Origin of the sequence: Fictibacillus norfolkensis, assembly GCF_014836645.1 — a bacterium.
Taxonomy (GTDB): domain Bacteria; phylum Bacillota; class Bacilli; order Bacillales; family Fictibacillaceae; genus Fictibacillus; species Fictibacillus norfolkensis.
In genome coordinates, this window is the sequence record NZ_JACSQM010000005.1 from 115,515 (window position 1) to 131,564 (window position 16,050).

A 16,050-nucleotide genomic window follows, 5' to 3' on the forward strand; every position below is an offset into this window, starting at 1 on the left:
TCACCCTTTTCTAAATCTTTTTTGAATGTTGGTGAATATTCTGATATACATTCTTATATCATTTAAAGTAATTAATAATGTTGACTTTAGCGATTGTCCTGTTATGTTAATGAATATAAAAACGTTCATAATGCTATTTAAGCTATATGTTATTGAGGTAGCAATTGCTGCACCTTCTATTCCGTATAAAGGAATTAAGTAGAGATTTAAACATATATTAAAAAATACCGTAAAAATAGCAGTGTATAAATTTATTTCAGGCTTTCCCCTTCCGGCAAAATCATTAGATAATATACGTGCCACAGAAAAAAGAATAATACCAGGAAGTAACAGTTTTATTATTATCGAACTTTCACTATACATTTCTCCAAATAGAAAATATATAATATAATCAACAGAAAAGAATATTCCACATCCTAAAAAAGTGCAGATTGCTAATACATTTCTATTAACTTGAGATGTTATCTTGGATCCATCATTATTATTTTTTAAGGAAGCTATTTTAGGAAAAAGTACTGTTGATGCTGATTGGGAAATTATCCATAGTTTTTCTGCGATGTTAACAGCAATCGTATATATTCCAACTGCCATTGGGTTAATGAAAAAGGATATCATTAAAATATCCGCACGATAATTAACAAATGCTAAAACATTACTAAGGTGTACTTTAAGACCATACTGAAGTGACTTTCGTAAAAAGCTGCTAGAAAATCTACCTTTTTTTATATTAATCGATTTATCTCTTTTTATAATTATTACAATACTTATCAATGTTATAACTTGCCCTATAAAATATGCTATGAGTGCCTGCACCACGCTAACATTTACCAACTTAAATAATAGGATTACTAAAATTAATATTGTAATTTGTTCTACCAATAAAATAATATTAAATACTTGAAAGTTTTGTTTACCTTGAAAAATTGATTGTAGAAAACTTTTAGTAAATAAGAATGGTAACACTAACAAAGAGGCTAGTAGTAATTTTAATGATATCCCTGAAAAGAATTGATCTGAGAATAATAAAATTATAATTAACCCAATAATTACCGATATTATACTTAACCAAATACCAGTAAATATAATAGTTTTAATTATAGTATTTAAGTTTTCCTCTTTTTTACCAATATAAAATATTGATGAAGACCCAATTCCAAAGTTAAGAAAAGTCAATAACATCAAAGGTAGTAAAATAATTAAAGAGTAACTGCCTTGCCCTTCTGGGCCTAGATATCTAGCAATAAAAATTGATGAAATTAAAGAGATAAATATACTAATTATCTGACGAGAAAGTGTGAATATATTATTTTTAATAAAGCTACTATTCATCCTAATTACCTCATAATCAAACGTGGATAGAATCATATATTTAATATATTTTCCACAACACCCTGTTGCTGTAGGATATATTTCAATAACCATCTTATTATGCGTCCACAAAGTTTGTTTTTTTTATCATATTTAATTTGAACTAATTAGCATTCACAATGTTAAAACAAGTGCTGCTATTATTACTTTTGCAAATTGGTACTAAGCTTTCTTTTTTTACTTTTCTCAATCAATTCAGAAATTGTCTCCACTTCTAAAAACATCCTATCTGACCATGATAACAACTTACTTTCGGCATAATTTCGTGCATTTACTTTAATATTTTCAATCATCTCTCGGTTTTCTACCAACTTATATATTTGACTTGAAATCTTCTGTTCATCCACAGTATTAAATAATATTGCATTATAACCATCCATTAACACTTTCTCTACACTGTTGTTTCTTAATGTACACACGGCAGTACCTAAAGCGAGTGCCTCTAATACTGAGTTTCCTAAATTCCCGCCTTCATTTAGGGTTATATATAAATCTGCATTTGCAATATGATAAATAGTTTCAGCATGTTCCAGTGTACCTGTAAATATTACATTGTTTTTTAAATTTAATGATGATACAAGATGTGCTAATGCCATTTTTTCAGGACCATCACCTATTGCTACTAAATAGACATTTTGATTTTTTTTTGTTAATTCATGTACTACTTTTATTATTCTATCTATTCTTTTCCAATCAACAAATCTGTTTGCAGTACATATAACAAAAGCATCTTCTGGGATTCCTAGAATGCCTTTGTAATTTCCTTCTTTTTTGTAGTTTAAATATTTATTCTTATCTGTTAATCCGTTAACCCAAAAACGCACTTTATTTATATCAACACCTAAACGTACTAAGATCTCATCACCTTGCGTTCCATCATTTGCCATTATCACTAAGTCCGTAGGTACTTTCGTTCCCAAAATATAAGGCATAGACTTCTCAAATTTATCAGGTTCATTTAAATAAAAACTAAGTTCAGTGCCTTGAAATCTTGAAACAGAAGGAACACCTATTTTGTCTGCAATTCGCTTTGAGGGTCTAGTACTATATATTTCATAACCGTAAATTAAATCAGCTTTATTTTTTTTTGCAATAGACAGGCCTTCAAGATACCCAAACACTTCCCAAAACTTAAATAAAAAAGTGGAACCTTTTACGCTTATATCCGTAGTGACTTTGTCACTCTTTTCTTTTCGAATCCTTTTAATAAATAATAGTTTTTGTTTAGTTTTTAGCAAAAAATTAAATATTTTGAGAAAACGAGATCGTTTTACAGTTATATTAGGAAATGGCTTACTTTCCTTTGGAACATCACAAAATGTTAGCATTGTAACATCATATCCATTTTCACTATATCCCTTTAAAGTATTATACAGGGTCTGATTCCCTGCTGTCCTTTTGACCTTATTTGTTTCACCAAAATTATTAATTGGTAATGTATTTATCATTAGAATTTTTTTCATTAAAATGATTCCCCCATTAGTTTCTTATGAATCTCTCGATAAAGTTAATGATTTATAATGAATAAATAATGGAAATATAAAGAATAACAATATTCCTACAGACGGAAAAACAATCGGATTAAATAAAGCATAAAACACGAACCCTGACCATGAACAATAATAATATTTTCTTAATTTGCTATCTATATTACTGGTTACATACCTAATAAAAGTAATATATACAGTTAATTCAAAAAAGAACCCGACTATTCCAAACTTTGCTAGGTTGTCAAAGATGTAGGAATGGTTACCAATTCCGACGCTCTGTGAAATAAATGAATTCACATATCCTTTACCAAAGAAAGGATTTTCTAAAAAAGTAACAAAACTCTCTCTTATATTTACCAAGCGAGCTTCAAGTGTCCCAGACACAGAAAAATTAACAATTAAGTCTGTAAGTAAATGTACACGAGTAATTATTAATTGGTTACTTGTTGTGGCAACTATCCAATCATTTATAAGAAAAGATACATTATTTTTAAAAATTAAAATAAATGTACAAATAATCAAAAATAAAAGACCTTTAATTAAAGAAATTACTCTATCTCCTCTTATTAAGAAATAACAGGAAATAATAATAATTAAAGAGATAAGTCCAATAAAAAAAGTTGATTGTAATAATAATAATAGGAGAGTGTAAGTTAAAATAAGAAATAATATTTTTATTCTTTTTACAAGAGAAAAGTAAACACCTAAAAGCGCTAAGTAGATTCCTAGTACAATTGTAAATGCTGATTTATCCGTAATTACATTAGTGTTAGAATAATCAATTAATCCATAACCACCGGTTGCCTCTTTGGCTGCGTAGGGATTATCAAAAAGTATCATGATGTTAGAAATTGAATTGGTTAATAAAACAACTAAAGTAAAAAGTACTAATTGTTTTATTATCTTTATATTTCCACATCTGAGATAAAACGCTAAAAATAAGATAGGCATGTAGTAGAGTACTATATAGAAATAATTACCGAAGTAAAAATTAGGTAACTGTACCATTACATATATGGTCACAATTATTAACCAAATAATTGTTATTGGAATAACTTTCGTTGTTTTATTTATTGTAATTGGTTTTTTAGCTAAAATAGAAAAAAGAGCAGTCACCCACCACCCTAAAAAAAGTAATATTACAAATAGCTGTTGTAATTCCCTCATCAAATAAGGGGTAAGTGACCAAATTACTAATAAACATGTGAAATAAAAGTTTATTTTAACACTTAATCGCACTTTACTATTATTATTATTTAAGTTATATATATATGACTGCATTATAATGCAATTCCTCCTAACAAAACCCTTGAACCTCATAAACGTCTATACAGTGATCTTGAAAAGGTGTATAAGGATGATATCTTTCTATAAAACTTTAATTAAAATATTTAAATAACACTCTTTTTACAATTGCAAATATAATAGGAGATTACAATAGTTACTCCTTTATTTTAAGTATCTAGTTTTATATAAATCAAAATAAATCTTACTTAACTTTACAGCTTCAGTTTGTATATCAAAGTTACTTCTACTAACATTTTCATCATATTTTTTTCTATTATATCCGTATGTTGAATCTATTACTTTTTCCGCCCAATATTTTTCCGAATTTTCTAGGGAGATATATTCTATTAAATTTGTAATTCTCGTTTCCTTTGGTACATTATCACTCGTAAAGCATTTTAAAGAGGAAGCTTGTGCTTCTACTAAGACCATACCAAAGCCTTCAAATTTAGAGGGGAGTATAAAACTATCCATAGCCTGCATTAGCTTATTAACATCATCCCTAACACCCAAAAAAATGACGTGTTCATTCACGCCTAAGACTTGTGTCAACCTACGTACTCTCTTTTCTTCTTCTTTTTCCTCACCACCTACCAGAATTAAAATAGCCGTAGGTATTAGTTTATGAATTTCCTTGAAAATTCGGATCAGAAATTCATGGTTTTTTTCTGGAAAAAAACGTGCAACATTACCAATAACAAATTTATCGTCCCATCCATACTTCTGTCGAACTTCTGTCCTTAGAAGACTGTTATATTTAAATTTTTCTAGGTCAATTGCATTATTAATTATTATTATATCCTTATTTTTCTTTCCGAAAAGCCAATTACTGGCAATTACAGAACATGCAAACCGATCTGTAGAAAAATACTTTGTTAGTATTTTGAATGGAAGTAATAACATTTTTCTACTTGTTTTTTCTTTAAGAATCCCTACATGACTATGTGCAATTCTAACCTTTATCTTGTTTAGTCTTGCAAAAAATAGTGCTAAGAATGATGATGCATTTTGATGACTATGAATAATATCATAGTCACCTTTCTTTATTATTTGAAAGATATCCAGCGCGTTGTTAAATAAGGAATCTTTCTTTGGAGTAACGTGAAAAACTTCGCAACCTAGTTTTTTGAAATCTTCTTCTAATTTTCCAATATTAGGGTCATGGACTATAAAGTCAAACTTCACTTTTCTTTTATCCATATTAATATAATAATTGTGTAGCATGGATTCTACTCCACCGCTACCTAATCCGGAAACAATGTGTAATATTTTTAACATACTATCCCTCTTGATTTAAAAGTTCATCATAAAATGCATTTCTATTACGGTTTAATTTTTCTTGTTCAAAAGTTTTTGCTTTTAAAAAATTTTTTTGGCTAATCATCGCTAGATCACTATTCATCATTTTTTTTATTTTTGAAACCAAATCTTTAACATTTTTCCTAATAAAAATATAATTTTCATCTACTAGCTCAGGTATTCCACCAGTAGAAGAACCTATTACTGGACACGCCGTGCTAAAGGCTTCAATGATCACTCTGCCATGTGATTCAACATTACTTGGCTGTATATAAATATCAATCTGGTTCATAAAATCTAATACCTTATCGTGTGATAAGGTACCAAGAAACTTCACGTTTTTTTCCACGCCTAATTTCTTTGCTAATCTTTTTAAATAAGAATTATCTCCACCACCAACAAGCTGGTATTCAACGTTATATCCCTCTTCTATTAAATGTTTAATTGACTTTATTACGTATTGTTGACCTTTATATTTCATATTTACTGCTCCAACTGTACCAAGTATAAGAGAATCCTCTTTTTTTCTTTTCTCAATCTTTTCAAGTCTTTTTATTAAGATATCTTTATTAATATAGGGTAGAGTTACATCAGAGCAAGAAAGTTCTTTTCCCTTAGTTGGATATCGTCTCTGTAAGAATTCACTCGAAACGTATATAACATATGATGATTCTTTTACTATTTTCTGAGTCTTAAGATACATTTGAGGTGCGATTATTTTACCCAATAAACTATGATTCATGTAACCGTCCCAGGGACATGCAACCAACTCTAATATATATGGCTTACCAAACTGTATTGCATATTTCCACGACAGTATACCAATGGAACTAGGAAGTCTAATTACAAGTAAATCGTGTTCTTCTACGGTTGTTTTAATTACTTTACTAGCTTGTTTTTTTAACGGAAAGTAATTTGTTAAAGTTTTAAAATTCGGAACCGATATAACGTCAAAATCTGCACCCTCTATTTTGGAAAGGTTCATATCATCTCTTAACCTCTCTACACGTGTCATAAAGGTTACTTTATCACCCAGGTATAAGTATCGATTTTTTAAATTTGTATTGTAGTCGATTCCAAAATAATTGCCAGCCCCTGATTTATATATTGGGCCATCGTGTACAAAGAGAACTTTTTCCATTTATATTAATTCCCCCAGTCCCTCATATAACTCAGCCATAATTTTTTTAACTCTTTTTTGATCAAACTCTTTAACCTTTAAACTGTTATATTTACCCATCTTTTTTCTTAATTCTTTATTAGAAATAACTCTTTCAATTTTCTCTGCAAATCCAGCAACATCTTCTGGTTTTAACAAATAACCGCCTTTATCATTGTCAATAAGGTCTGTATTCCCTCTTATTTCTGACCCAATAACCGGAAGTCCAGCTGACATAGCTTCCATCACAGAAACTGGTAATCCCTCTTGGAAAGAGGGAAACAAAAAAATATCTGAAGCTATACAAATTTCAGGTATGTCGTTCCTATATCCTAAAAACCTAACCTTATCTTCAATTCCAAGACTTTTAGTAAGACTTCTAAGATAGTCATCTAATTCACCTTTCCCACAAATTAGATATAGATAATCTCTGTTATTAACTTTGGAAAGTGCCTTCAATGCTGATTCGTGATTTTTCCTTTTTATCATTTCTCCAACAGAAACTAACACAACAGTTTCATTTGGTATATTTAAATCCTTTCTTTTTTTGTCTCTATCTACAATATAGTCATTAAATTTTTCAGTATTTACTCCTATTCCTGGAACATAAACAACTCTATTTGTGTTAAATTTCTTAGCCATAGCAAAGTCCTCTTGATTAATAGTTATTATCATTTGGGTTAATTTCGATAAAAACTTTTCAACAGGATAATAAACTAACCAATTAATCATCGGTGCACCTTTATAAAAATGAAATCCATGGGCTGTATAAATGACAGGTGTAATACCAACTGATCTAGCGACTAAACGTGCCAAAACGCCTCCCATTGGAGAATGACAATGAACTACATTAAATTTCTCTGACTTCATAATTTTTTTGAGCTCTTTGTATGCCTTTATATTAATTAAAGAAAACGGTGAACGATCTATATCAAAATGGTGTCTGACTATTTCTAAGCTATCTAACCTTTCATTAGAATCACTAAAATTTGCAGCAGCATGTACTTCATACCCTAAGGATTTTAATACTTCAATATTACCTTGCTCAAATAGATAAAACTGCCTACTTACTGTTGAAACAATAAGAATTTTCTTCATTTAAATCCCCCGAACTAGATTCATTACATATATTATGAATTCCACAAATGATAAACTTGATGACACCCTATCTGTTTACAGCCAACTTTATGATAAAAATTAATTGCTCCCATATTCCGAACTTGGGTGCCGACTTTTATTTTACTGTATCCACGTTGATGTGCCGCTTGTTCTACTGCTTTAAATAAACTAGTACCTATTCCACCTTTGGTCTCCTTTTTAGATACAGCAATAAGCTCAATTACACACGAACCATCTGAATAGGAAAACAGTATAAAGCCGTTTATATCACCATTCTCATTCCTTGATAATGCGTAAAACTTATCTGGCTGTCCAAAGGAATTAATTAGCCATTGCCGATAGATTTTGTCGCCGCCTCTTTTAGCTAATTCGGGGTCCTCAGTAAACTTTGAGAACTGAAAATCTGATATTTGGATGATTTGTTCATTTTTCTCTAGAATCTGTTGAATTGTTACATTTGTTGGCATTTCATTAGAACTTACTATTTTTTTTTCAAATTGCATATTTACATCTGCCAAAAACGCTGAGGTATCTTTCCCGATAAGCTGTGCATTAATTGGTTCAGAGTGTTTATTCATGATTGATATATACTTATATTCCTTAAACCTTTTTTTTAGTTCATCCCATTCTTGTAATGTAAGAGGTCGATGCAGTATAGCTTTTGAACTAGAAACTCCAAAAAATTCTGTATCCCACTTTAATTCATTAAAGGTCACTGCATCTTTTATATTTTTCATTAGAAATCCTCCTACATCCTTACTCCTGTATTTTTGTTTAAATTAGTATTCTTTTCAGTAACAAAAACATCCTCACGCTTCAAAACTGATATAGCTGTCTTGAAAAATATCTTAATATCGAGCCACCAAGAGAGATGATCTATATAGTAAATATCATTTTGAATTCTTTCTTTCCAAGGCACAGTATTTCTAAAGTAGGCTTGGTTAAATCCCGTAACACCAGGTCTAATTTCAAGCTTTCTTTCCTCGTTACCCTCATATAGCTCATAATGTTCTGGTAAGTCAGGTCTTGGCCCAATAATACTCATATCACCTTTAATAATATTTAATAGCTGTGGTGTTTCATCAAGGCTTGTTTTACGTATAAACTTTCCAATCCTAGTTAACCTAAGGTCGTCTTCTGCATTGAATGTTGATCCATCATCATTTCTAAGATCCGGAGCATTCATTTTCATGGAGCGAAACTTATACATTTTAAATACTTTTCCGTTCTTACTAAGCCTAGGAGCGTTATAAAAAATAGACCCTTTATCTTGTAAGTAAATAATTGGCCCTATAATCACCAATATAATTAACCAAAATGGTAGGGCTACTAAAGCTAAGGTTAAATCAAATAATCTCTTAAAAAAGTTCTTATACATCTTGTAACCCACCTTAAAATTCATTTAATACTTTTTCCAAATTACCAACAACGTAATTTACATCCTCATTACTCAACAAAGTATGAAGCGGAAGTGTAATTTCATTTACATATTGCTTATAAGCATTCGGATAATCCTTAATATCAAACCCTAAATTCTTGTAAGCCGTAAACATAGGCAATGGCTTATAGTGGACATTACATGAAACACCCACTTCAGCCATCTTAATAATAAATTCATTTCTCTTTTCTTCACTAATTTCAGGAATTCTAACTAAATAAAGATGACCTGACGAGGCAAAGTCCTCACCATAATGCTGCAAGCTTTGAATACCTAATGGTCGAAGCGCTCTATCGTACATCTCAATAATCTCTCTACGTCTTTCTAGCAGACCTTCATATCTATCTAACTGTATTAAACCAATACTGGCCATAATATCAGTCATATTGCACTTATAGGCTGGATAAACAATATCGTATTCCCATGCACCTATTTGAGTTTTTGCTAGCGCATCTTTAGATTGACCATGTAGGCTATACAGCATAAATTGCTTATAAACCCACTCATCATCTAACCCACCCCTATTACGCCATACAACCGCTCCACCTTCAGCTGTTGTAAAATTTTTTACAGCATGAAAAGAAAAGCAAGTAAAATCAGCAACTTGCCCACATTTCATTCCTTTTCTCTCTGCTCCAAAAGCATGGGCAGCATCCGTCATAACTATTACCCTATTAAATAACGACTGGAGTTCATTATTTGGCTTTAAAAGTACTTTCTTACTTTCTAGTATTTCAAAAATCTTATCGTAGTCACACATCTTTCCTGCGATATCTACTGGTATTATAGCTTTAGTATTTTCAGTTATTGCATCTGCTAACTTAGAGTAATCCATTTCAAACGAATCTGGTGCCGTATCAACTAAAACTATTTTTGCCCCAACATGCTCTATAACTGAGGCAGATGCAGTATATGTATAGGCTGAAGTTATTACTTCATCACCAGGTCCTATCCCTAGGATACGAAGAGTAAGCTCCATAGCAGCAGTTGCTGAATTCAAGCAAACAGCTTTGTTTGTGCCAACATATTTAGCAATTCTTTTTTCTAATTCTTTAGTTCTTGGTCCAGTTGTAATCCACCCAGACTTCATTGCTTTTATAACTTCTTCAATTTCCGCTTCTTGAATATCTGGTGGAGAGAAAGGAATATTTCTTAATACCGTATTAACCATTTTATTTTTCCTCACTTATTTTTAAGTTTTGTTAATTTAGTCTGTTAGGACTTTACTGGAAACTAAACTCCCTTCCAACCAACTACTGACCTACTAAATTAAATCTACCTCGGATGCCTTGTGGAATTGTTCTCTCCATTAAGTAAAACAGAATAAAAGTTTACACAATAACAAATTAATGCCGAGTTTCTACTATTATAATTACTTGTTAATTCACCTAACATACAAGCGGGTCCCTTAAAAAAAGAGACCCCCTTATGTATTTAATTAACACTCTTCACCAACATCCGCTCTTTCTTATTCGCCAACCCTAAAACATACTTAGACAAATAACCACCATCAAAAGACTGATGATTTTCAATAAGGTTAGCTACCCTCTCATAATCAAACTCCACAGTCTTTCCTATGAAAATCTTAGGAAAAACCTCTTTCTTATGCACTTCATTCTCTCCTAGAAGCTCTTCATACATCTTCTCACCAGGACGAATCCCCGCAAATTTAATGCCAATCTCCTCAGTGGTATAACCCGAAAGATGAATTAGGTTCTTAGCTAAGTCAACTATCTTAACCGGTTCACCCATATCAAGAACGAAAATTTCCCCACCTCGTGCTAACGCACCCGCTTGCATAACGAGTCGTGATGCTTCTGGAATTGTCATGAAGTAACGAGTCATATCTGGGTGTGTAACCGTAACTGGTCCACCTGCTTGAATCTGGTTTTTAAATAGTGGAATTACTGAACCTCGGCTTCCTAACACGTTTCCAAATCGAACAGCGACAAAATTCGTCTGGCTTTCCTTGTCCAATTTTTGAATAACCATTTCTGCAATTCGTTTTGTTGATCCCATCACGTTTGTAGGATTAACCGCTTTATCAGAAGATACGAGTACAAATGTTGATACCCCGAACATATCCGCTGCTTCAGCTACGTTCTTCGTACCAATCACATTGTTCTTTACGGCTTCTTTCGGGTTGTACTCCATTAACGGAACATGTTTATGTGCTGCCGCATGGTAGACAACATCTGGTGCATGAACACTCATCACTTCAAAGATACGATCACGGTCTTGTATATCTGCAATAATAGGAATAATTTCTAAATCTTTGCCGTGTTTGTTTCGAAGTTCCATATCGATTTGATAGATAGAGTTTTCACCATGACCTAATAATAGAAGCTTTTTTGGCTTAAATTTGCTTACCTGTCGGCAAATTTCTGAACCAATGGATCCGCCTGCACCTGTTACGAGTATCGTGTTCCCTGTCACTGTTTTCGATATACTGTCAATATCCAGCTGTACAGGGTCTCTCCCTAACAGATCCTCTACTTGCACTTCACGGAATTGATTAACGGAAACTTTACCAGACACAATGTCTTCAATCATTGGCATAATCTTTGTTGTTGCTGTGGTTTTACTGCACTCTTGATAGATCCTTTGGATTTCTTTCTTACTTAAAGAAGGAATGGCAATAATAATCTTTTCAACGTTAAGATCTTCAACTAGCTTTGGAATATCTATGGTTTTGCCAGCAACGGTTACTCCATAAATCTGCAGTCTTTGTTTTTTAGGATCATCATCTACGAAAGCAACTGGATATAGATCATTGTCACTACTTTTTTTTAACTGACGCACAAGCATAGAACCGGCCGACCCTGCACCAATAATTAAAGCTCTTTTCTTTTCGATCTGGGAGTTCATATAATTATCTCTAAACATTCTCCAGGAGAAACGTGATCCCCCAATCAGAATAATATGTAGCATCCATGTGATTCCGAGTACGCGTACATACACGTTACCATTTACAAGATATTGCATAACTCCAGCTGCAATGATGGATAGTGTAATTGCCCGAACAATTCCGAGCACTTCCCCTACACTTGCATATTCCCAAGCTCTTTGATACAAACGGTATTTAAAAGCGAATAAGTGATGACTGGCTAGTAGCGTGATTGAGCTAATCGTGAGCAGATTAAAGTTATAAAAATTGAAGTATGGATGAAGTGTGTAATACCCTACATATATAGACGTTATTACAATTAACGAATCTAGTAGAATCAGCATCGATACCCGACCTTGATAACTCAAAAGAAATCCCTCCTTCACATCATATTTTTTACAAAAGAAAGCCCTAAGGAAAATGCAGTCATTTTCTTAGGGTATTAAATTTTTATTAACTCTTGTTCTCTTTTAATTAACATTTAAGTAAACGTATCGCTCTAGATTAATATTTTAACTTTACTTGCTCTAATAAGCGCTCTAGCTCGGGTAATAGCTGTTTACTAATCTCTTTGTCTTTTAGTGCGAATTCAATCGTCGTCATGATGAAACCAAGCTTTTCTCCAACATCATATCTCGTGCCTTCAAAGTCATAAGCAAATACTCTTTGGAATTTGTTTAGTTGTTGGATTGCATCGGTTAACTGTATTTCTCCACCAGCACCTGTTTCCTGGTTCTCGAGGTAATTAAATATTTCTGGTGTTAAGATATAACGGCCCATAATAGCTAGGTTAGAAGGAGCTGTTCCCTGTTTAGGCTTTTCAACAAAATTCTTTACTCCGTATAGATTATTAAAATTGCTAAGGGGATCGATAATTCCGTAACGATGTGTTTGATCTTCGGGTACTTGTTGTACTCCGATGATAGATGCCGTTGTTTCTTCATAACGTTCAATCAGTTGTTTCAGACAAGGCTTGTCTGCTTGAACAATGTCATCCCCAAGTAGTACGGCAAAAGGCTCATCCCCAATAAATTTTCTTGCACAATATACCGCATGACCCAAACCTTTTGGTTCTTTCTGACGAATATAATGTATATCAGCTAATTTTGAGGACTGTTCGACTTTTTCTAATAGGTCTAACTTCCCCTTTTCAAACAGGTTTTGCTCAAGCTCAAAGGCATGGTCGAAATGATCCTCGATTGCTCGTTTGCCTTTACCTGTTACGATAATAATGTCTTCGATGCCCGATGCGATGGCTTCTTCAACGATGTATTGAATTGTCGGTTTGTCGACAATTGGAAGCATCTCTTTTGGCATGGCTTTTGTTGCTGGTAGAAAACGGGTCCCTAATCCCGCAGCCGGAATAATGGCTTTTTTAACTTTTTTCAATGCGAAGAACATCCTTTCGTTAGAAGATTCCTAGAAATTTCTTTTTTCGTACATGTGAAGGTTGTTCGATATAAATACTTTCACCCTTCATCACAATCTCTGCGTTTTCTTGCAGATAAAATCTTCTGTCTATTCCATACTGTTTTTGTATCGTTTCATAAGCTTTTGTTAAATGAAATCCTCGGCTAGTCGTGTTGTGTGCATCTGACGCGACAAAATGTGCCATGTTACTTTGTATCAAATCATGGGAAAAGTTCATGATTTTCTTACCGAAGTTTCCAATGACTGAACTCGCGGTGATCTGCGATAGTGCTCCTGTTATTATGAAATCGTAAAGAATATCTGGGTTTTCAATAATTTCGCTGTTACGCTCAGGATGAACAATAATAGGTGTGTAGTTTCTGAGAGTTAATTCATAGAGTATTTCTGCGGCATATGCTGGGACTTGATTTGAAGGTAGTTCAATAAGTAAATATTTGGACTGATGATGCAACGGAATGAGAACATTCCCATCAAGGTCATCAATAAGTTCTTTGTATATTCGTATCTCTTGTCCAGGCAAAATATGAAGTGGTATATTGCGCTGCTGCAGCTCTTTATTGAAAAAATCTACATGGTGCAAGATACTGGGTTTTTCATTTTCATATCTTCCGTTTCGATGATGCGGTGTTGCGTATAAATGAGTGATTCCTTCCAATACAGCAGTTTCTGCCATGCTAATTGCTTGTTCTAAATTCTGTGCACCATCATCAATGTCAGGCAATATATGACTATGTATATCAATCATCGCTAGTCCCCTTGTGGCTTCCCAAACTTTTGAACTAGCTTTTAGCAAAACTAGTTCATTTTACTTAATTTTGGAAATCTATTGTTATATTAACATAGGTGCCATTTTTTACAACGGTCTTTTTTTGTCGAATTTTGAGTTATTAATTAGCACCGTAATAGTAATAATAACTATCTTTCTTAATCTCTTTCGCGTTTAGCACCGTGCCTAGGATTTTCGCATTCGCATGGTTTAACATTTCTTTCGCTTTCACAGCCCCTTCAATTTGCGTTTTCCCACTGGAAACGACAAGTATCACTCCATCTACACGATGAGCAAGCAACTGTGCGTCTGTTACAGCCATAATCGGCGGCGTGTCGAATAATACATAATCATAAAGTGCGCTCGCTTCTTCAATAAGGTGATCCATAGACTTTGAATCTATCAACTCGGACGGATTAGGCGGAACAGGTCCACTCGGCAGTACATCGACATCTGGAATCTTAGTAGAGACGACTGCATCTTGAAGTTTCTTTTGTCGTGTAAGAACGTTCGTCACTCCATAAATGTTACTCACTTTAAATGTATAATGTACGGTTGGCTTTCGAAGGTCTCCGTCAATTAAAAGGACACGTTTTCCTTGTTGCGCAAGTACAACTGCTAAGTTTGCAACTGTAGTCGACTTTCCTTCACCAGGACCTGCTGATGTAACCATGAATGTCTTAAACTCTTTATCTACTGAAGCAAATTGTATGTTTGTTCGAATTGTCCGATACTGTTCAGAAATCGGCGATTTTGGATTAATATGCGTAATTAAACTTCTTTGGGTTAAATCTTGAATGGTCTTCTTAAATTTCCGATTACGACTCAAGTGTTCCACTTCCCATCCGTTTACTGGCTGCTTTTTTCCTCGGTGCTTTTTGATCTTCTACCGCAATCTTAGGTATAACTCCAAGAACAGGCAGTTGAAGCACGTTTTGAATATCTTCTTCTGTTTTGATTGTGTTGTCCAAGTATTCGAGTAAGAATGCTATTCCAACCCCTGCCATTAATCCAACAACTAATGCGATCGCAATGTTAAGAAGCGGTTTCGGCTTTATTGGTGAGGGATTCTCTTTCAATACGGCTGGAGATAGTACTTTAACATTATCAACGTTCATGATGTTCGGAACTTCTTTGCTGAAAGTATCTGAAATTGCGTTTGCTAGTTTGACAGCTTGTGCCGGATCTTCATCCTGAACGGTTAAATTGAACACTTGAGCGTTTTGCTCAGAGTTTACCGTAATCTTATTTGTTAACGCGTCTGCTGTTTGCTGCAAATCATAATCTTCAACAACTTTATCTAAGATCGATGGGCTTTTAATAATGACGCTGTATGTGTTGATCATCTCGACGTTTGTACGAATTTGATTAGCATCGAGAACAGGTTGATCATTCGTTTTTTGGTTCACAAGAATTTGAGTAGATGCTTGATACACGGGTGTAAGGATGAAGTAAGAAATCACACCGCTCACTGCTACTGCTACTGCTGCAATTACTGCAATTAGTAAGATACGCTTGCGCAGTGTATGTGCAATATCTTTTAAAGAAATCGTTTCTTCCATAAATGCCTCCAGCTATATATGTTTATAGTTTTTAATTTCGTTGTATTATAGCACACTTATTTGTCAATTTAGGTAATATTTTATAATAGTTTGTAAAACCTGGTTAATTATTTACATTATATTAACATAATTATATCATTCTGTAATTTATATTTTTTTTAGATTATTCAATCAATCCTACGCATGGTATACTCCTTTTAGTAAGTTTTTATTTTAGGCTCTTTTCTAAGAGATTGTTGCTTTT

General features: G+C 33.1%; 14 protein-coding genes. All 14 read right to left on the reverse strand.

What is annotated here, in order from left to right; genetic code table 11:
- The 14 genes from H9648_RS12675 to H9648_RS12740 all read right to left on the reverse strand — a co-directional run bounded on the left by H9648_RS12675 (position 1) and on the right by H9648_RS12740 (position 15,806).
- Positions 1 to 1,329: a flippase gene (locus H9648_RS12675; RefSeq protein ID WP_225218886.1), complete on the reverse strand. Its 1,329-nt coding sequence runs from the start codon at positions 1,327 to 1,329 to the stop codon at positions 1 to 3.
- Positions 1,330 to 1,511: 182 nt separating this feature from the next.
- Positions 1,512 to 2,831: a glycosyltransferase family 4 protein gene (locus tag H9648_RS12680; protein WP_191754183.1), complete on the reverse strand. Its 1,320-nt coding sequence runs from the start codon at positions 2,829 to 2,831 to the stop codon at positions 1,512 to 1,514.
- A gap of 24 nt (positions 2,832 to 2,855) precedes the next feature.
- On the reverse strand, positions 2,856 to 4,139 hold the full coding sequence (locus H9648_RS12685) for a hypothetical protein (RefSeq protein WP_191754184.1): 1,284 nt from the start codon (positions 4,137 to 4,139) through the stop codon (positions 2,856 to 2,858).
- A 168-nt stretch (positions 4,140 to 4,307) separates the two neighbouring features.
- Positions 4,308 to 5,423 (reverse strand): glycosyltransferase, encoded by a 1,116-nt coding sequence (locus tag H9648_RS12690; RefSeq protein WP_191754185.1) that lies wholly within the window; start codon positions 5,421 to 5,423, stop codon positions 4,308 to 4,310.
- 1 nt (position 5,424) lies between these two features.
- Positions 5,425 to 6,585 carry a glycosyltransferase gene (locus H9648_RS12695; RefSeq protein WP_191754186.1) on the reverse strand — a complete coding sequence of 387 codons (1,161 nt, stop codon included), beginning with the start codon at positions 6,583 to 6,585 and terminating at the stop codon, positions 5,425 to 5,427.
- Positions 6,586 to 7,701 (reverse strand): glycosyltransferase family 4 protein, encoded by a 1,116-nt coding sequence (locus tag H9648_RS12700; protein ID WP_191754187.1) that lies wholly within the window; start codon positions 7,699 to 7,701, stop codon positions 6,586 to 6,588.
- Between the two features lie 32 nt (positions 7,702 to 7,733).
- On the reverse strand, positions 7,734 to 8,459 hold the full coding sequence (locus H9648_RS12705) for a GNAT family N-acetyltransferase (protein WP_191754188.1): 726 nt from the start codon (positions 8,457 to 8,459) through the stop codon (positions 7,734 to 7,736).
- An 11-nt stretch (positions 8,460 to 8,470) separates the two neighbouring features.
- Positions 8,471 to 9,100 (reverse strand): sugar transferase, encoded by a 630-nt coding sequence (locus H9648_RS12710; protein WP_191754189.1) that lies wholly within the window; start codon positions 9,098 to 9,100, stop codon positions 8,471 to 8,473.
- A 13-nt stretch (positions 9,101 to 9,113) separates the two neighbouring features.
- Entirely contained in the window at positions 9,114 to 10,331 is a 1,218-nt protein-coding gene (locus tag H9648_RS12715) for a DegT/DnrJ/EryC1/StrS family aminotransferase (RefSeq protein ID WP_191754190.1), read from the reverse strand.
- Positions 10,332 to 10,594: 263 nt separating this feature from the next.
- Entirely contained in the window at positions 10,595 to 12,415 is a 1,821-nt protein-coding gene (locus H9648_RS12720) for a polysaccharide biosynthesis protein (RefSeq protein WP_318243527.1), read from the reverse strand.
- Between the two features lie 136 nt (positions 12,416 to 12,551).
- Positions 12,552 to 13,436, reverse strand: a complete 885-nt coding sequence (gene galU, locus H9648_RS12725; RefSeq protein ID WP_191754191.1) for a UTP--glucose-1-phosphate uridylyltransferase GalU — start codon at positions 13,434 to 13,436, stop codon at positions 12,552 to 12,554.
- A 19-nt stretch (positions 13,437 to 13,455) separates the two neighbouring features.
- Positions 13,456 to 14,223 (reverse strand): tyrosine-protein phosphatase, encoded by a 768-nt coding sequence (locus H9648_RS12730; RefSeq protein ID WP_191754192.1) that lies wholly within the window; start codon positions 14,221 to 14,223, stop codon positions 13,456 to 13,458.
- Positions 14,224 to 14,365: 142 nt separating this feature from the next.
- Positions 14,366 to 15,073 carry a CpsD/CapB family tyrosine-protein kinase gene (locus H9648_RS12735; RefSeq protein WP_191754193.1) on the reverse strand — a complete coding sequence of 236 codons (708 nt, stop codon included), beginning with the start codon at positions 15,071 to 15,073 and terminating at the stop codon, positions 14,366 to 14,368.
- Positions 15,063 to 15,806 (reverse strand): YveK family protein, encoded by a 744-nt coding sequence (locus H9648_RS12740; RefSeq protein WP_191754194.1) that lies wholly within the window; start codon positions 15,804 to 15,806, stop codon positions 15,063 to 15,065. The genes H9648_RS12735 and H9648_RS12740 overlap by 11 nt, the downstream gene beginning before the upstream one ends.
- Positions 15,807 to 16,050: the final 244 nt, after the last annotated feature.